This window comes from Sphingobium sp. Cam5-1, from assembly GCF_015693305.1.
In the GTDB taxonomy this organism is placed as follows: domain Bacteria; phylum Pseudomonadota; class Alphaproteobacteria; order Sphingomonadales; family Sphingomonadaceae; genus Sphingobium.
Genome location: NZ_CP065138.1, coordinates 1890821 through 1907334 on the forward strand (window position 1 = coordinate 1890821; position 16514 = coordinate 1907334).

Annotated in this window: 17 protein-coding genes; 7 read left to right on the top strand and 10 right to left on the bottom strand. The window is 60.9% G+C overall.

Annotated features, from left to right (window positions below):
- Window positions 1–329: 329 nt before the first annotated feature.
- Window positions 330–1307 (bottom strand): YihY/virulence factor BrkB family protein, encoded by a 978-nt coding sequence (locus tag IZV00_RS09435; RefSeq protein ID WP_230463165.1) that lies wholly within the window; start codon window positions 1305–1307, stop codon window positions 330–332.
- 382 nt (window positions 1308–1689) lie between these two features.
- On the opposite strand from IZV00_RS09435, the gene groL reads away from it, so the two are divergent.
- Together groL and IZV00_RS09445 are read left to right on the top strand one after the other, a co-directional pair.
- The gene (gene groL / locus IZV00_RS09440; protein WP_196224416.1) at window positions 1690–3315 is read left to right on the top strand and encodes a chaperonin GroEL; all 1626 of its coding nucleotides are present in this window, start codon (window positions 1690–1692) and stop codon (window positions 3313–3315) included.
- A 573-nt stretch (window positions 3316–3888) separates the two neighbouring features.
- The gene (locus IZV00_RS09445) at window positions 3889–4179 is read left to right on the top strand and encodes a hypothetical protein (protein WP_196224417.1); all 291 of its coding nucleotides are present in this window, start codon (window positions 3889–3891) and stop codon (window positions 4177–4179) included.
- Window positions 4180–4295: 116 nt separating this feature from the next.
- On the opposite strand, the gene IZV00_RS21340 is transcribed toward IZV00_RS09445, so the two are convergent.
- The 5 genes from IZV00_RS21340 to traA form a co-directional block, all read right to left on the bottom strand.
- Window positions 4296–4424 carry a hypothetical protein gene (locus tag IZV00_RS21340; RefSeq protein ID WP_255254834.1) on the bottom strand — a complete coding sequence of 43 codons (129 nt, stop codon included), beginning with the start codon at window positions 4422–4424 and terminating at the stop codon, window positions 4296–4298.
- Window positions 4425–4478: 54 nt separating this feature from the next.
- Window positions 4479–4718 carry a hypothetical protein gene (locus IZV00_RS09450; protein ID WP_196224418.1) on the bottom strand — a complete coding sequence of 80 codons (240 nt, stop codon included), beginning with the start codon at window positions 4716–4718 and terminating at the stop codon, window positions 4479–4481.
- A 546-nt stretch (window positions 4719–5264) separates the two neighbouring features.
- The gene (locus IZV00_RS09455; protein WP_196224419.1) at window positions 5265–6521 is read right to left on the bottom strand and encodes a cation:proton antiporter; all 1257 of its coding nucleotides are present in this window, start codon (window positions 6519–6521) and stop codon (window positions 5265–5267) included.
- A 63-nt stretch (window positions 6522–6584) separates the two neighbouring features.
- The gene (locus IZV00_RS09460) at window positions 6585–7439 is read right to left on the bottom strand and encodes a transglutaminase family protein (protein ID WP_196224420.1); all 855 of its coding nucleotides are present in this window, start codon (window positions 7437–7439) and stop codon (window positions 6585–6587) included.
- A 312-nt stretch (window positions 7440–7751) separates the two neighbouring features.
- Window positions 7752–10601: a Ti-type conjugative transfer relaxase TraA gene (traA, locus tag IZV00_RS09465; RefSeq protein WP_196224421.1), complete on the bottom strand. Its 2850-nt coding sequence runs from the start codon at window positions 10599–10601 to the stop codon at window positions 7752–7754.
- A 172-nt stretch (window positions 10602–10773) separates the two neighbouring features.
- On the opposite strand from traA, the gene IZV00_RS09470 reads away from it, so the two are divergent.
- Genes IZV00_RS09470 through IZV00_RS09480 form a run of 3 tightly spaced genes read left to right on the top strand, consistent with a single transcriptional unit; the run spans window position 10774 to window position 11525 of the window.
- Complete coding sequence (locus IZV00_RS09470; protein ID WP_196224422.1) at window positions 10774–11100, top strand: conjugal transfer protein TraD; 327 nt, start codon at window positions 10774–10776, stop codon at window positions 11098–11100.
- Between the two features lie 16 nt (window positions 11101–11116).
- Complete coding sequence (locus tag IZV00_RS09475; protein WP_230463166.1) at window positions 11117–11338, top strand: conjugal transfer protein TraD; 222 nt, start codon at window positions 11117–11119, stop codon at window positions 11336–11338.
- 19 nt (window positions 11339–11357) lie between these two features.
- Complete coding sequence (locus tag IZV00_RS09480) at window positions 11358–11525, top strand: DUF6771 family protein (RefSeq protein WP_196224424.1); 168 nt, start codon at window positions 11358–11360, stop codon at window positions 11523–11525.
- A 15-nt stretch (window positions 11526–11540) separates the two neighbouring features.
- Here IZV00_RS09480 and IZV00_RS09485 read toward each other — a convergent pair whose 3' ends face one another.
- From IZV00_RS09485 to IZV00_RS09495, 3 genes are all read right to left on the bottom strand, one after another.
- Entirely contained in the window at window positions 11541–12470 is a 930-nt protein-coding gene (locus tag IZV00_RS09485; protein ID WP_196224425.1) for a HEPN domain-containing protein, read from the bottom strand.
- A 70-nt stretch (window positions 12471–12540) separates the two neighbouring features.
- Entirely contained in the window at window positions 12541–12783 is a 243-nt protein-coding gene (locus IZV00_RS09490; protein WP_196224426.1) for a sigma factor-like helix-turn-helix DNA-binding protein, read from the bottom strand.
- Window positions 12770–12925 carry a hypothetical protein gene (locus IZV00_RS09495; RefSeq protein ID WP_196226683.1) on the bottom strand — a complete coding sequence of 52 codons (156 nt, stop codon included), beginning with the start codon at window positions 12923–12925 and terminating at the stop codon, window positions 12770–12772. Before IZV00_RS09495 ends, IZV00_RS09490 begins: the two co-directional genes overlap by 14 nt.
- 534 nt (window positions 12926–13459) lie before the next feature.
- Between IZV00_RS09495 and IZV00_RS09500 the strand changes: the two genes are divergently transcribed.
- The gene (locus IZV00_RS09500) at window positions 13460–13666 is read left to right on the top strand and encodes a helix-turn-helix transcriptional regulator (RefSeq protein ID WP_196224427.1); all 207 of its coding nucleotides are present in this window, start codon (window positions 13460–13462) and stop codon (window positions 13664–13666) included.
- Window positions 13667–13967: 301 nt separating this feature from the next.
- Window positions 13968–15191, top strand: coding sequence for a serine hydrolase domain-containing protein (locus IZV00_RS09505; RefSeq protein WP_196224428.1), 1224 nt, complete (start codon window positions 13968–13970; stop codon window positions 15189–15191).
- Window positions 15192–15428: 237 nt separating this feature from the next.
- On the opposite strand, the gene IZV00_RS09510 is transcribed toward IZV00_RS09505, so the two are convergent.
- Window positions 15429–16388, bottom strand: coding sequence for a hypothetical protein (locus IZV00_RS09510; protein ID WP_196224429.1), 960 nt, complete (start codon window positions 16386–16388; stop codon window positions 15429–15431).
- Window positions 16389–16514 lie beyond the last annotated feature (126 nt).

The following is a 16514-nucleotide window of genomic DNA, read 5'->3' on the forward strand; positions in this document are numbered from 1 at the left end:
TCAAAAGAATTCTTCTACTGACCCGGCCGTTTTAGGATGGCCGGGTCATTTTTAGCGGGCATGGCTCTATCCGCCTGCGGGACCCATCGCCCGGATCTTCCACATGCGGATCCCCTTGCTCATCGTAGCCAGCGTAGACTCACGGAAGATCCCACGGGTTGGGCCTTTACGATCCCGCCGCTCTGAGGCTCTGTCGTGGGCCAAGCCCATTCCCTCCGTACCAGGCGTACCAATTCGCCAGCATGGGATGAGAGGCGATGGCTGTCACTCGAAATGGAACAACATTGATCCAAGCGCCCTGTAGGCAAGTTCAATGACCATCGAAAAGCTTATTGGTCCAGCGCGGCGCTGGTGTCAGCCATTGTCGCGCCACGTTCACCCATCGGCTCTTCCGGCCCAGTAGTCGTGTCGCGCGAGGTCTGCCGCTCAACCTCGGCATTGACTAGAGCCCCAATCAGCATGGCGTATGCGGAAACATAGAGCCACATGAGAAGGACTACGACAGCGGCAAGCGAACCATAGGTTGCGTCGTAATCCCCAAGCCAGCTTGCATAGAGGCCAAAGCCGAGCGTCGTCAGAAGCCACAGCAGCGTTGCCAAGCCGGAGCCCAGACTAAGCCATTGCCAGCGTGCATCCGCTCGGTCTGGAGCAAAGCGATACATCGCTCCGAGCGCTAAGCTGCACAGCGCGGCGGCTATGGTCCAGGTGATTGCCTGCAGGGCCACGGCACCAACGGTTCCAAGGCCTTCTACAAGCCCTTGGGCGAAATTGAGCATCGATGCAGCGACGATGCCGATCAAGCCCACGATAACGGCGCCAGCGGCAAGCGCAGCAGCAATCAGAGCCGTCCGGATCAAGGATCGACGGTCCTCCTGCTCATAGATGATGTTCAATGATCCGATCATTGCCCCTGAGGCACGGGACGCGCCGTAGATCGAGACCGCCAGTGCCAGAAGAAGGGCGATTCCTTTCTTTTCAGCTGCGCTTGTGGTGAGCTGCGTTAGCTGTTCGTATATCAGTCGTGCCGCATCGGCTGGCACAAGGTCCACGATAGCACGCATATGCTTGGCGACCGTAGCTGGATCAGCGACGAGACCGTAGGTCATGACGAGTGAACCGAGAAGAGGAACAAAGGAGAGGAAAGCGTAAAAGGCTACGCCAGCGGAGAGCAGGCTGAGATTATGCCGCCCGCTGTTCACCCACGCCCGCTTCAAAATGGGCTTCCAACCGGCCCAAGGGATCTGGCGCGGCGTTTCTGCAAGCGCGCCCTTTTCGGTAGCACCTACCTGGTCCCTGGGCCCTGACATCTGCCGATCCTTTCATTGCAGATAGCAGGACTGGCCGGAGCCAGATCAGTTCCTCGACTGGGCGAAAAGACGGAAGGTATGTCGGCCATCTCATTTTCTTTGGCGGCCAATCGCCTGCCGGCGACCCAGCGGGCGGCGACGCGCCATCTACGGTCATTCAGGCTGCGAGGTGCGCAACCTGAAAGCTGTCGCGGTATTCGCGTCTCGAGCATGTGAGGTGCTGCTCGGCTGGCAAGCTTGTCAGCGTCCCTGGTAGGGCGCATATGAGGCTAATTGGCGCTCTCGCTTCGGGAGTCCCAACTCGCAGATGGTAGCGCTGGCTCCGGCTTGTGAAAGCGACAATATGATCGCGGACCAGCGACAGGAAAGTCGGGCTTAAGCCATGACAGCTAAAGACGTACAATTCTCCCAACAGGCCCGCGAGGGCATGGCACGGGGCGTCAACATCCTTGCCGACGCAGTGCGCGTTACACTTGGCCCCAAGGGCCGCAACGTTCTGATCAATAAAAGCTACGGAGCGCCCCGGATTACCAAGGATGGCGTGACCGTCGCCAAGGAAATCGAGCTTGCCAATAAGTTTGAAAACATGGGCGCGCAAATGATGCGCGCCGTAGCATCCCGAGCGCATGATCACGCTGGAGACGGGACCACCACCGCCACCGTACTCGCGCAGGCGATCGTTCGAGAGGGTATGAAGGCGGTATCCGCCGGCATCGACCCCATGGATCTCAAGCGCGGCATCGATCTCGCTGTCACCGCCGTGGTGACCGAACTCAAGGCGCGATCCAAGCCCGTTGCGAACAACCAGGAGATTGCTCAGGTGGGCATCGTCTCGGCCAATGGCGATGAGGTCGTCGGAAACAGGATCGCCGAGGCCATGGAAAAGGTGGGCAAGGAGGGCGTGATCACGATCGAGGAGGCCCCCGGGATTGAGTTCGCATTGGATGTGGTCGAAGGCATGCAGTTCGACCGGGGCTATCTGTCGCCCTATTTTGTCACTGACAGCGAGAAGATGTCGGTCGAGTTAGAGGATCCGTATATCCTAATCCATGAGAAGAAAATGGGGAACGTGCAGGCGATGCTTCCCGTCCTGGAGGCGGTAGCAAAGGCGCACCGATCGCTTCTTATCGTCGCCGAGGATGTTGAAGGCGATGCGCTCTCGACGTTGGTGGTCAACAAGTTGCGCGGCGGGCTCAAGGTCGCGGCGGTAAGGGCGCCGGGTTTCGGTGATCGTAGCAAGGCGATGCTCGAAGATCTTGCGATCTTGACGGCGAGTAACGTTGTGACCGAGGAACTTGGCGTCAAGCTGGAGAATGTCACGCTCGAAATGCTGGGCACCGCAAAGCGTGTGTCGATCTCGAAGGACACGACCATGATCGTCTACGGGGCCGGCAGGCCCGACGCCATTCAGGGCCGTGTTGAAACGATCCGACGGCAGATCGAGACTGCGACAAGCGACTATGACCGGGAAAAGCTGCAGGAGCGGCTCGCTAAGCTGGCCGGGGGCGTTGCCGTCATAAAAGTCGGCGGGGCATCCGAACTCGAAGTCAAGGAGCGGAAGGATCGGGTCGAGGACGCGCTGCACGCGACGCGGGCAGCGGTCGAAGAGGGTATATTGCCGGGCGGCGGCACCGCCCTGCTTTATGCGTCGAAGGCGCTGGACGCTATCTGTCCCGTCAATGATAATCAGCGGCGTGGCATCGAAATCGTCCGCCGGGCGCTGCAGGCGCCAGTTCGCCAGATCGCCGAGAATGCAGGTTTTGATGGCGGCGTGGTCGCCGGTAGACTCCTGGATGGGAAAGACGAGAATCTTGGCTTCAACGCGCAAAGCGACCAATATGAAAATCTTTTCCAATCCGGCATCATCGATCCTACCAAGGTTGTGCGAACCGCGTTGCAGGATGCCGCGTCAGTCGCCGGGCTGCTGATCACCACAGAAGCGGCAATTGCTGATCGCATGGAGGGCGGCAGCAGTGCCGATGGTGCGCATTCAGGCATAGGATTCTAGGGCAGCGGCATTTTCCCTCCGTGCTCCGACGAATAGATGCGAGTGATGGAGCGGCCTGTGATATAACAGACCATCACCCTGATCGTGCCGCAGGCATATCGTGACAGAGAGACCATCGTGCTCCCGCCTGCAACCGGGAGATATTCAGTGTCTGCTGCCCTAGACAGCGCTCTTCTCGATGAGGGAAAGCGATCATGACCATCCGCACGACACGCAAAACGGCAACGTTCACAGCGCCATTTCAACTGCCGGGGTTCGCAGAACCGTTGCCAGCAGGTTCCTACGAAGTGGAAACTGACGAAGAGATGCTGGAGGGCAACGGCCATACAGCCTATCATCGGGTCGCTACTACGCTGCGGGTCGAAAGAGGATCAGTCGTCGAGCATCATCCGATCGATCCGGCGCATCTCGCCGCGGCACTGGAACGCGATCAACGGGCGCGATCCACTGCACTGCCGTCCGCGGCCGTGACAGAGCAGGCCCCGACATCTGACACTGCACGACCTGGTCGCGCCCGTTGGGTTTCTCTGTGGGTCCGGAATGCTCCGCCGGGCGGAAGCCGGTAGGCCCGCCATGTCCAACAGCTCAGCCATGTGCAGACGAGAGGCGGCGCACCATCGACAGGTCGCTACCGCATCGCCTCTTGATAAGGTGCGTCAGAGAGCGCTGAAGGCCGCAAGCGCTTGGGAGACTGAGGCTGTCCAGGCTGAGGCCCGCGAGGCGGGAGCGCCTGTCGCCCTCAGCCCCGAAGACGCAGCGATTGCTCTGGAATTCCGGTTGGAAGAGGAGGATGAGGCTCGGAGCCGCGCTGGCGATGAGGGAGATAGCCTCCTCACCCCCGGCCGTGGCGAGGAGAAGTTCTGATGAACGGAGAGGTGGAGCAATTTGGCTGGTGGGTGGCCGCACAGCATGGGCGGCCTGCCTGATCGGCCCTGATCGACGAGTTGGCAGGCGCTTTTGAAGCACCCGCCCCCCCCAAATCAGCTTTTCAAGGTAACGATGCCGAGCGCACCGGGTTTCTGCGACGGGTTGGAAGCATTCTGCTTTTTGGTTTTCTCCGCCTTTGGTTTGCGAACTTCACGGTTGGATCTTTTCTGGCTTTTGGCCATGATGTGTTCCTCTGCATTGGACGTCAGATGTAGGGGTTGTACTGCTTCGCTTATTCAGGTGCGTTTCGGGGAGGCACCCGGTGTCACATTGTTGCTCTTTCTCAAGGCCATGAGGTTGTCGAGCGCACCGTTCAATCGCTGCCTCTCGACCGTAGACAGCGCTTCTCCACGTGCTAGTGCGTCGCGGGCAGCATAGAGGAGATTGTGAAGTTCCTGTAGCTTGTCGAGGCCTCCGCCTGGTCCGGGCATCGATCGAACCTCGGTACTCGCCAATCCTTTTTGTGTAGCATCCATTTTTCTGCCAATCGCTGTAAAGTTGGGTCAGCTCAATTGTTTAGCAATATGATGGCTACTGTTGCTGCTATCACCATGAGCAGGCCGTTGATTATGGCCGCACGCATCGTGGTATCGTCACGAAATAGATCAGCGCACCATTGCAGCTTAGTGAGCCGGAGAGGCTTGGGTCTCGATGACGTAGCAACGCCAATTGCCGTTCCACCCTCATTCTCCCAGCTGTCGATCGCCGACGTTAGCTGGCGCTTACGGTCACGCGAAATGGCAGCCGCGCTCCGCGATCGTTCTCGCGCGGCTCCAAGGGCGAGCCACCGTCGTTCGGCATTAGCCTGACTGCGGGCCTGGCGAAGTGATAATGATGGATTAGAGCTTTCATTTGCGGACATTGTGCACTCCTCGCCAAACGGGAGCGCCTGTGTCTCTCAGCCCCGGCCTGTCTGGATGAGTCGAACCGGGATACGTCACAATAGCACATCGCCATCGGGGACAAGAGTGCTTTCTGTTCGGCATCGGAGTGCAAACGGAACAGCTTGTCCGTTCCAGCCATCATCGCGAGGATTGACGTCGCGCCTGCCATTGATCGAGCAGCTGCAGGGACGGAGTCACGGTGATGCCATGTAGAACGATGGAAACGAGAATGACGAGGGCAGCGACGCTCCAGAGCCTCTCCGCCTCGGGGAAGTTGGCTTGATTGAGGGCGAAGGCGAGATAGTAGATCGTGCCCACACCCCGTATTCCGAAGAAGGAAATTACGAGCTTCTCCCGCCACGGAAGTTCCAATGCGGCAAGGCTGATGAGACCAGCGAATGGGCGAACGACGAGGATTGTCAGGGCGGTGAATAAGATCGTCCAAATATCCAGATGCGCGAATAGCCCTGCATGGGTGATCATGCCGCCGAACAGCACCAACACCAGCATCATCAACAGGCGTTCGGCTTCTTCGGCGAATGCATGCAGACGATGATGGTAGCTGTGGTCGCGGCTGGCATGGCGAAGGCAAAGCGCCGCGACGAAGACGGCGAGAAAGCCATACCCATGTGCCAGCTGCGTGAGACCATATGCAAGGAGCGCGGCGCCCAAGGCTACGAAACCGTCACCTGTTCGGGACAGCTTGGCGGCGTTGGGCAGGTGGAAAGTAACGAAGCCCAGGCCCATTCCAATGACATAGCCCATGCCGAGACCAGCAAGAACCTTCCAGATCACGTCAACGATGAGCCAGTGTCCAAACGCTTGGGTTCCAAAGGACAGGCCCGCCAGCGCAATTGCGAGGTTGACAAAGGGAAACGCAAGCCCATCGTTCAGTCCCGCTTCGGACGTGAGCGCGAAACGGGCCTCATCTTCTTCCCCCTCCCCTGGTGCGCCGACCTGGACGTCGCTCGCGAGCACCGGATCTGTGGGGGCAAGACTCGATGCCAGGAGCAGGGCGGCCGCGAGGCCGAGCCCCAGAAGGGAGGAGGCGAGTGCAGCAACGAGCAGGATGGTGATCGGCATTGCAATCGCGAGGAGACGCCAGGTGAGGACCCAGCGGCGAAGACCGACGAGCCGGTCGATCTTGAGACCCGCGCCCATGAGCGCGACCACAACCACAAACTCGCTCAGGCGCTCCACCAGGACGGGGTACTGCAGTGGATGAACCGCGAATGGTCTTAACCGCGGCATCGTAAACAGGGCTGCGCCGATGGCCACGCAGAAGATCGGCAGCGACAAAGGCATCTTCCGCAGGGCCATCGGAATCCAGGCGGTCATCAAAATGATGGCGCCCATACCGGTCAGGATCTGGACGTAGAATCCAGAATCGAGCATTGATAGTCTCTCCCGAAACGAGCGAGCTTTTTTGGAACCGACCCAAGCCGCGCAGCTACACCATTAAGTCAGCGTGACGTTCACGTGGACGTCCATGCCGATAAAGTCGTCCGCTGCGCCAATGTACCCACCAGTGACCGGCATGATCTGCTTGTTACACCTGCCAACTGCGACGGGAATAAGGTTCGCTGAGCCGGTGCGCCGGTGCGTAGGGTCAAATGCGATCCACCCGGCCGCTGGAAGGTAGACTTCCGCCCAGGCGTGCGTTGATCCTGCATCATGCAGGAGTTGGTCTGGATCATGCAAATAGCCGGAGACGGCACGGCCGCCAAAGCCAAGGTGGCGAACCGCCTCGATGAATAGAGCCGCCATGTCTCGGCAGGATCCACTCCCCATCGTTAAAGTTTCCAGCGGACCTTGTGTTCCATCCTCGTCTCGGGTTCGGTAGGCGATCGCATCGGCGATGCCATTGTTGATGTCTTTCAGCAGCGACAACGTGTCTGTCGGACATGCGCGAACGAAAGCGCGTACCCAATTATCAAACCTTCCGCCATTATCCGGATGTTGCGCCTTTAGGAGAGCGCCCAGATCGGCCCTTTCTTCTTCTGAATAAGTGAAAGGGTAGGAGTGAGCGCCTGGCGCGATCCGGAAGATGGGCCATGCCGAAGCAAACTGCTCCACCGTGACGTCCGTTGATATGACGAGTTGGTCCGCAGAGCCCGAAAAGCAGGCGGTCGCAACCAGGTTCCCAAACACGTCTTGCGTCCATTCGACCTCTGCTTCCGGCGTCAGACGGATAGAACTCGCCAACACCCTCAGATCGTGCGAACTGCGCGGCACAAGCATCAGGCGATGCGGTTGCAGGCCCACAGCATCCCGATAACGAAAGGTGGTTTCATGGCGTATTTGGAACTTCATGACCCCCCAACGCTCAATCCGACCATAGGGTGCGTCTTAATCGATCTGGACTCCCCAGTTGCTGCTTCAGACGCTTTGTTTATCCGCGCCCGAGGAGCGGGAGCCGACATTCTCCTGGCGGCCCGTTTCTGGCGTTCTGCGATGCAGGGCGAGCAAACAGTGCATGTCAGCTGACAGGAGCTGCCGTCCCACATGTCGCTTGTGGGGGCAGAAATGTCCCAGACCAAGTCGTAATCTGAAGGTCCGCTCCTAGGCGTGACGATATCGCGTTAAACGGCTTGGATTGGCGCAGAGCCGCCAATCTGCTTCCATTCACATATTAATACCAAGCCCCCGGCCGCGCCCCAGATCGATCCCATGATTGAACGCCAGCTCTGCTCCCAACTTGCGTCCGCTGTCGATGGCGATCCCCAGTTCGCGCTTGCGACCTGCAAGAATGGACTCCATCTGCGGATCACGCTCCAGCGACTTGGCCATGTTGCGCATCGTATCCTGATAAGCACGGCGGCTGTCATAGTCGCCTGATGCATAGGCCCGTTCTGCGGCATTCGCGTAGCGGTTCCATCGCTCGACAAAGCGGTCGGCGCGAAGCTCGGGGTTGGTGCGAACCTCCTTCTCGTGGAGGATAGCGGCGCGCGCCGGCTCGGTGTCGCCCCGTGCTGCTGAGGCTGCGAGCGAGGGATTACGCGCATAGGCCGTCTCGGCGTCGAGCGCGGCATGCGGCCGCAGGTCGTTCAGCCCCTTGCGTGCGTCGTTCAATGCGCGGAGTTGATCGGGCGTGCTGTCGAGCCCTTGATCCTGCATGGTGAAGATCGCCTGCACGGCGCGGGCGTGACGGACAATGGCGCGGTCCCGCACCTGTATCATATCCTGCTGCGGCTCAGGCCTCTCTGGAGGATCGGCGCCGAGCCTTTTTCCTCCCGGAGCAGCGATCGACCTGCCAGCCGCTGCCTGCGGCTCCGGATCGCGCGCCTGTGTATAGTCAGACACCATGTCCTTGCCCCGCTCGCGGCTCAGCGTGCGCACCAGCCTGCCCTGATCGGCAAAGTCATCCTGGCCATAATGGAGATCGACCGTGCCGCGATGCCGGGACAGCGCCACATAGGCGGCATGACGGTCGAGCCCTGGCGTGGCGAGCACATGCACCTTGTCCACCGTCATGCCCTGCGCCTTGTGAATGGTGGCGGCATAGCCATGATCGATGGCGGCATAGTCCTTGAGGCCGAACGCCACCGCCCGGCCATCGTCGAGCATCACCGCCATGCTCGCCTGGCTGACGCTCTGCACGGTCGCCAGCGTGCCATTCTTCACCCCAAGGCTACGCTCATTTTGCAAGAACATGACCCTATCACCCGCTGCAAAGCTGCGTGACCCCCGCTCGACGGTGAGCTCAATCTCCTCGCCCAGCGCGCCAGCACCCTGCAGCCGCTCGCGCGCCGCTTCGTTGAGCGCCCGTACCTCGTCATTGGTATGGGTGAGAATGATGCGGCTGGCTTGCGAGTCGATGCCGCGGTCCCTCTCCCAGCGATCGATCAGTTCGCGCCGCGCGTCATCACGCGTCTCGGCCGCATGGACATGCCCCGCTTTGTCATAGGCATCGATCGCCTCGCTCGTCCGTCCCGTGGCGAGAGCCCGTGTCGCGTCCCGCTGCCATTCCTCGCTCTGGCGGCGGATGGAGGTGATCTCGACACTGCCATGCCGTTCGGCCACCGAGCGGAACGCGGCCCCCGCCTCGATCGCCTGCAGCTGCTCGGGATCACCGACCAGCACCACCTTCGCGCCGCGCTTTTCCGCTTCCCTGATTACCCGCTCCATCTGCCGCGTGCCGATCATCCCGGCCTCGTCGATGACGAGGATGGACCTGTCGGTCAGCAGTTCGCGATCCTGCGCCCATTGATGCTCGAAGCTGGCGATGGTGCGCGACGCAATGCCAGAGCCACCTTCGAGATTTTCAGCAGCAATCCCCGAGAGCGCTGCACCCTGCACCTCATATCCCGCATGCTCCCAGGCTTCGCGAGCCACCCCCAGCATCGCGCTCTTGCCGGTGCCGGCATAGCCGATGACATTGCTAAGCCCGTTCGCGCTGGTCACATGCTCAAGCGCGCCACGCTGCTCGGCCGAGAGATCGAGTCCGCGTCTGCCTGCCCGTGCGAGCGCATGATCGACATGGCGCGACGCGACGCCATGATGGCGACGCGCGTCGAGCGCGGCGGCGCCACGCTCAAGCCGCTGCTCGGTCTCGAGCATGGATCGCGAGGTGAAGCGTTCATCGCCACGTCCATCCTTGCCGAGCGCGACCAGATCGGGCGACGCCTTCACCGCCGCCATCACCTGATCGAATTGCTCCTTTCCCTCGCTATGCCGATGCACGAACATGGCGAGGTCGCGGGTGGTGAAGGTCGCCTGTCCATGCGTGATCGCATCCAGCGCGATATTCGGGTCGGCGAGGATCTTCTCGCCATTGGCGCGGGCGATGGCATGATGCTCTTCGAGCCGCTCGCTGTCATGGCCTTGGCTTGCCATCCGCGAAGCAGCCGGGCCGATCTTGTTCTGCGGCTCAAGATCGATCCCCTGGGCCTCCAGGCTGCGATGATCGATCCGCGCGTAGATATCGAGTTCGGCCAGGCGCTGATTGACATGTTCCGCCCAGGCTTCGCGCCAATGGGTGAGCAGTTCGGTCCGGTTCCAGTCCCGCACCTTGGCGCCAAACCCCTCCTGCGTCACTTCGCGTAAAGAGAGCATCACATGGGCATGCGGCTTGGGACTGCCATCGGCCGCGACATCCCAATGGACATTGAGGTCAGCAACCATGCCCCGGCTTACAAATTCCCGTTCGACAAAGTCGCGCGCCAGGCGAATGCCTTCTGCCTCAGTCATCTCGCGCGGGATGGCGAACTCCACCTCGCGGGCCAGTTGCGCGTCCTTGCGCAGTTCGGCGGCCTCGACATCGTTCCACAGCTGCTCCCGACCGCGCCACTCTTCGGGCGCGCCCTCGGGCAGCAGCACTTCGCTGTGCACGACGCCTGGTTTGTTGGAGAAATCATGATGGCGGCCAAGCCGCTCGTCATGCAGGCGTGAGGCCGAGCGATAGGCAGCCGCGGCCAAGGCAGAGGAGCCCGCAGCGCGGGAGATGATCTTGGCGGAGAAATGGTAGATCGCCATGGCGACACACCAGATACGCCCAAAAGCGCACGTCGGCACGACGTATAAGCGCGCCCTCGAAAGATTTCATCACTCTCGGGAAGCGGCGATCTCAGGAAATTCCAGAGCATTGCCGCTGATCGAGAGCAGCGATAACTGACATGTCCTTCCGTTCACAAGAAGGACATTCTCCATGCGCAAGCCAAGAGACTTCGATGCCGAGCTCAAGGCCTTGACCGATAAGGCGCGGCATTTGAAGAGCCGTAAGCAGAGCCAGCTCGGCGAATTGGTGATGGCGGCCGGCGCTGATGGGCTCAGCGCCGAGGAGCTCGCCGGCGCGCTGCTGGCGATCGCGACGACGACCGACAGCGTGAAGCGGGAGGCGTGGCGCAAACGGGGCGCGGCCTTCTTTTCAGGCAAGCGCGATGAAGCTGGCAGCGGCGCTGGCGACAGGCCGGGGAGCGTTGCGCCGGGTAGCGATCGCGCGTCACCGGCTGCAGGCCCGAGCGGCGCGGCATGACAGGCGGGACTGGCAGGTGAAACGGCGCGAGCGCACGCGGCATCTGATCGAGCTCGGCGGGCTCATCATGAAGGCGGATCTTGTCGCGCTTACCGATGACGATCGCGCGGTGATCCTGGGGCTGCTCGGCGAAGCGGCAAGCCGTCTACGGACTGGGGAGCGCGACAGGGCGCTGATGCTCTGGCGGCGGCGCGGGCAACGCATGTTTGCTACCGACGCATTGCCGGATCAGGACTGACCGGCCATAGGCTGGACTCATGACCGAAGAGACCAAAGCGATCATCCTTGGCGTGCTCGAACGCGCGCCGCAGTGGATCAGGCATGATCTGGTGGCGAAGGATGCCGCTGCGCGCGCACGCGCCGAAGAGACGCTGGCGGCGATGATTGCTGACGCCCTGGGCAAGGAGATCGGCAGGGCGGCTTGACCGACGCGCAGGCCGTCAGCCAGCGTCCCGCGCCGTCTGTTCCAGATGGTCGATGCGTTCCGAACAGATGGCGTGCACGACGCGGCCGAGTTCCTCAACCTGTTCGCCGAGCCAGGCCAGCTCTTCCTCGGTGATGCGGTAGTGCTTGGAGTAGCGGGCCTTCACATAAGCCTCTTTCAGCTTCTCGAACCGGCCGCGCTGCTGGCGATTGTCGCTCGGCCAGACATGACAGAGCCGCCGGTCGATCCGCTCGGCCTGCGTGCGCAGGAACGCCAGATTGTGAACATGGGGCGTGTAGAAGGTGCACACAAGAAGGACGCAGTGGTATAGGCTCTCTGTGGCCTGGTGGAGCAGGAAAGCAGCCTTTTTGTTCCAGCCTCTTCCCGCCGTAAATTTTGCAGTCTCTAAGAACTGCATGCCGCTCGGCATCCACTCTTCAAAATATTCCTTGGCCATCTCCAGCGCGGCATGCGGCGTCTTGGGTTGCGGCTTGTGGAGCTCGCTCGCCTCTGACTCGTACAGCGCGATGCCGTCCTTCGCGACGTCGATGAAAAAATAGCGGCCATGTGCGAGGCCGTCATTCACCTCCTGCAGGGTGTGGACGATGAAGTTGACCGGGGTCTTGAGGCCGCCGGTGATGCCATATTCGCGGATCAGCCGGTCATCGAGCTTGGCCCAATATTTGATGCGATCGGTGAGCCGCTTGTCGCTGACGATGATGAGAAGATCATAGTCGGATTTGTAGCCCTTGGCGGTGTGCGGCTCATCGACCCAGGTGCCGCGCGCATAGCTGCCATAGAGGATCACTTTCAGGATCCGGCCCGCTTTCTTCCACTCATGGCGCGAGAGCGCAAAGGCATCCTCGAACTCCTCGAAGATGATCTGGACGATCCGTTCGAGTTCGCGCTGCTTGTTGGCAGGAAGATGATCGAGGCCGGTTTTCATGGGGTTGATCCTAGCGAGGAGTTCGGGATGCGCCAACCTCGACCGGAATGATCCGGACGAGGCGGGTCGTTCAGCGGAACCAGCGCCGCCATCGATGCCGCGTCGGGTCATCGAGATTGCGGCAGAAATTGCCGAGGGCCTCGGCGAACAGCCGTTCGACCTGGGCGGTGGTGAGGCCGGTGCGTTCGGCAATCTCGGCATAGCTCAGGGCATCTAACCGCACGGCCAAAAAGATATCGCGCTGGATACGGGGCAATCGAAGCACCGCATCCTCCAGCCGCGCGAGCAGAGCGGGATCGTCATCGTCGGTCATTGGGCCGCACGATCAGTGGTACCAGCACGCCCCGCGCCCGCACGGAGGGCAGGATGTTGCCAAGGTCCGGTGCCTTGCCCCTGGCGCGCATGTTGGCGGCCGAGACGGACAGACGGGCGATGTCGATATGCTTGAGTTCCATGTGCCTTCACTCCTTCAAAACACCGCAACCGGCGCCGGAATGGCGGGGGAGCGGCAGGAGCGAACCCAACAGGCCCGTCGAGGAAGGCGGGCTGCACCCGCAGGGCTGCAACGAATGTGGAAGACCGGAGCGAAGCTCCGGTTGCGGGCCGGCGCGACGGGCCTAAAGGGTAAGCGACGCTCCCCCGCCAGATCGCTGCCGGAGGCTTAACGCCATCGCGCATTACGCGATGACCGCCTGCGGTCCCGAAGGGACCAACCCACGACGCGAATCAAGACAGGCGCGCTGATCCTCAGCGCGCGCCGCAGCCTCTCCCCGTCTCAAAAAGGCTCAGCAGCTGCATCGCCGATGGCCGGAAAGTCCATCGGCGAAAAATTTTCTGCGTACGATATGGCCCGCCGTGGATCGACATGGTCCGCCATGCCCAGATCTGGCCCAACGCCCTTATTCTCATGGGCTTGACGCTGCGGCCAGCGCTCACAATCCTGATGCCCAGGGGCACGCAAACCGCATCGCAGCATACAGGATCTTGCCATGACCGCTCAGCCGCCCGACCGCATTCTCCGCCTCAACACCGTGCTGGACCGCACCGGCCTCAGCCGCGCCACCCTCTACCGCAAGGTGGCGGCCGGCACCTTCCCCCGCCAAATCCGCATCGCCAGCCGCTGCATGGGATGGCGGGAATCCGCCATCGACGAGTGGCTGAGGAACCCGATGTTCTACAGCGTCGAGGATGGATGACGGCGGCCCCAGTCCGTTCTGGCGTCCAGCTTCATTGAACGTTCATCGATCCGCCCTATCTGGTTTCCTGTCGTTCCCTCTCCCCCTCCCCTGGGAATGGCACTTCCCTGAACTTCGGCCCCGCCGTCGAGCTTGCTCCGGCGGGGTTATTTTCTCTCAGCACGCGGAGATCGGCACGATCCCCTTGCAAATCAGGCGCATCAGCCTGACACATTCCATCAAGAACAAGGTTCGGAGGGGGAAGACGATGGCTCAGAGACCAGGCTTTGCATGCGAGACAAGCCGGCGACGCCTGCTCGGGATGAGCGTTGCCGCCAGCGCTGCGCAGCTGCTTCCGAACCGCGCCTGGGCGCGCAGTGCGCCTAGGTATCCTGCCATTCACGTGCTGGTTGATCAGACGATCGCCACAGAGGCTGCGCCCGGTGTGGTGGTGGCTGTCGGCAAGTGCAGCGGCCCAACTCGCTACGTCAGCGGTGGGACGCTGGCGTTCGGCAGCAGTCACGCCGTCGATGAAAACAGCCTCTGGCGTGTTTATTCGATGACCAAGCCGATTACCGGCATGGCGGCGATGCTGCTGATCGCGGAAGGCAAGCTAAAGCTGGATCAGCCGATCGCTGATTTCCTGCCAGCCTATTCCTCGATCCGGGTGCTGACTGATCCGGCGAAAAGTCTCGACGCCCGCCCAGCTACCGGTCCCATAACCATACGCCACTTGCTGACCCATACCGCAGGGCTTGGCACTCTGACCTCGCCCGGGCCGCTTGCCGATGCCTACCGGCGTGCGGGACTTGCGCCGAGCCGGGTTAGCCGCGCGGAGCAGGATGGCGCTTCAGCACCAAGTGCTTCGAGCCTCGAGATGTTCGCCGATCGTCTGGCGACGCTGCCGCTTCTTTCCGATCCCGGCGCAAAATGGAGCTATTCGGTTGGCCTCGATCTTCTCGGCCGGGTTCTGGAGGTCGCCTCAGGCATGCCCTTCGATCGCCTGCTGGAGCAGCGCTTCTTCGTTCCGTTGAAGATGCGCAGCAGCTTCTTCCAGGTGCCGCGCGACCAGGCTGTGCGCTTGGCCACCAACTACCGGCTGAAGAATGGTGTCCTCGAGCAAGTGGATGGCGGCACCGATTCCGTGTTCCTTGATCCGCCGGCATATCCAGCTGGCGGCGCCGGGCTCGTCTCGTCCGCCCATGATTATGACCGGTTCCTGGCCATGCTGGCCAACCATGGCACGCTGGATGGAATTACGGTCATGCCACCGAGCGCCGTGAAGCTGGGAATGTCTAACCTCCTGCCGCCTGGCGCAAGCATGGCCTCCTATTATTGGCCGGCAAGCGGGGACGGCTTTGGCGCGGGAGGCAGCGTCGGCCTGTCGGGCCCCGGCAAAGGCGATTATGGCTGGCTGGGCGTTGCGGGCAGCAAGGCGTTCGTCAATGCTGACAGCGGCCTGCGAGCCTCGGGGTTCATCAACGTCATGGACAACTATACCTTCGCACCCGATCTTGTTTCAGCTGTTCATCGGGATATCGGTTGAGCAAAGCGCGATTTGGTGAAGCAAGCAGATCAATAGCGCAGTCGGAGCCAGGCACCAGGTGATCAAAGGCGACGTGGCGGTACGGCTGGGGCTTCGCGATTGCCGACTTCGAAGCACCACAGTATCGATTGCTGACAGGAACAGGCGTGTAGTGAGGTGTCCGCTGCCGCCGACAGAACAGTCGTTCACAGTGCCACGGCCGGCTTTCGAAACCGGTCGTTCGGTCAGGTGCCAGCACTACCGGATGGGCCGCCTTCCGCGCACTGAGTTCCCTTTAGCTAGCGTTGGAAAAGAGGCATATTCCACGGGTTGAACAAGTTGCCGGAACTCTTCAGCAGCGGCACCGATCTGTTCCCAGTTATCGACAGGTGCTCCCAGGATCGACCAGAACTTGGGTTCATTGATGCAGTTTACCCGCCCAGTTTCCTTTCCGCTCATCTGCGTGATGAAGCCCCAGAACCACAGGTCATCCCACAGGGTCGGTCGATCCGCGAAGGAAAGCCCGCTTTGCTCGATCAGTACATTGATGGAGGTGAAGTCCTCGCCCGGCGCACCAAGACAGCCGAAAATATGCTCGATCACCGTGTCCACAGGGATCTTGAGTCTGTCCTGCGGATCGATCGAGAAATCAGGCAAGAACCGCAAGTCGTGATTGATTGGCAGGGTGTGTATCTCGACGATCGACTTGACGAAAAGGGCTGCCGTCTTCTTACCGAAGCCAGCCGCCTTCTCCAGCGCAGTCCGAATTTCCTCAAAAACTGGTCGGTTATCTCTATCTCGGACTATATTCGGCTTGGCAAGGGTCCACAGCGCCTCGTTTAAATCGCTAGGTGAGCGAGCCTTTTTGAAGGCATCGTAGTTTTGATGCAGCTGTTTCCAAGTTGGCATTAGTACATCCAGCTTGGGTGAAGACTGCATATGAGCTTTGGAATGCAGCAATGATTGCAGCTTGCTACCGGTATCGGGCCAAGGCAGAACGTCCTGGCGATAGGCCGCGTGCTGCACCGCTTCGTTGAATTGTCGATTACGGACGAGAAGGTCGAAGATCCTCTCGAGCTTCCCTCGGAGTTCGTCGGTCAGGGTGTCTTTTCGCTTACTCACTTCAAATCCAGGTGTTGCCAACTCACCACCACGGATCCAGACGATCACGATGGGAGGCGCGGATTTACAGCCAAACGCTTTACGGTAAGTATACATGCCTCTAGCCAGCCCAGAAGCGCAGCATTCGCCAACATCTCGGTCATTCGATCACTGGATGACAATGCCTGAAAGCGGTCGTTCATTCATCGAGGGCCGAACGGTCAATGATGGGACAAAGCCGCC

Coding starts and splice junctions, on each gene's coding strand:
- IZV00_RS09435 (WP_230463165.1), bottom strand. CDS start 1,307: ATGTCAGGGCCCAGGGACCAGGTAGGTGCTACCGAAAAGGGCGCGCTT.
- groL (WP_196224416.1), top strand. CDS start 1,690: ATGACAGCTAAAGACGTACAATTCTCCCAACAGGCCCGCGAGGGCATG.
- IZV00_RS09445 (WP_196224417.1), top strand. CDS start 3,889: ATGTCCAACAGCTCAGCCATGTGCAGACGAGAGGCGGCGCACCATCGA.
- IZV00_RS21340 (WP_255254834.1), bottom strand. CDS start 4,424: ATGGCCAAAAGCCAGAAAAGATCCAACCGTGAAGTTCGCAAACCAAAG.
- IZV00_RS09450 (WP_196224418.1), bottom strand. CDS start 4,718: ATGGATGCTACACAAAAAGGATTGGCGAGTACCGAGGTTCGATCGATG.
- IZV00_RS09455 (WP_196224419.1), bottom strand. CDS start 6,521: ATGCTCGATTCTGGATTCTACGTCCAGATCCTGACCGGTATGGGCGCC.
- IZV00_RS09460 (WP_196224420.1), bottom strand. CDS start 7,439: ATGAAGTTCCAAATACGCCATGAAACCACCTTTCGTTATCGGGATGCT.
- traA (WP_196224421.1), bottom strand. CDS start 10,601: ATGGCGATCTACCATTTCTCCGCCAAGATCATCTCCCGCGCTGCGGGC.
- IZV00_RS09470 (WP_196224422.1), top strand. CDS start 10,774: ATGCGCAAGCCAAGAGACTTCGATGCCGAGCTCAAGGCCTTGACCGAT.
- IZV00_RS09480 (WP_196224424.1), top strand. CDS start 11,358: ATGACCGAAGAGACCAAAGCGATCATCCTTGGCGTGCTCGAACGCGCG.
- IZV00_RS09485 (WP_196224425.1), bottom strand. CDS start 12,470: ATGAAAACCGGCCTCGATCATCTTCCTGCCAACAAGCAGCGCGAACTC.
- IZV00_RS09490 (WP_196224426.1), bottom strand. CDS start 12,783: ATGACCGACGATGACGATCCCGCTCTGCTCGCGCGGCTGGAGGATGCG.
- IZV00_RS09495 (WP_196226683.1), bottom strand. CDS start 12,925: ATGGAACTCAAGCATATCGACATCGCCCGTCTGTCCGTCTCGGCCGCC.
- IZV00_RS09500 (WP_196224427.1), top strand. CDS start 13,460: ATGACCGCTCAGCCGCCCGACCGCATTCTCCGCCTCAACACCGTGCTG.
- IZV00_RS09505 (WP_196224428.1), top strand. CDS start 13,968: ATGAGCGTTGCCGCCAGCGCTGCGCAGCTGCTTCCGAACCGCGCCTGG.
- IZV00_RS09510 (WP_196224429.1), bottom strand. CDS start 16,388: ATGTATACTTACCGTAAAGCGTTTGGCTGTAAATCCGCGCCTCCCATC.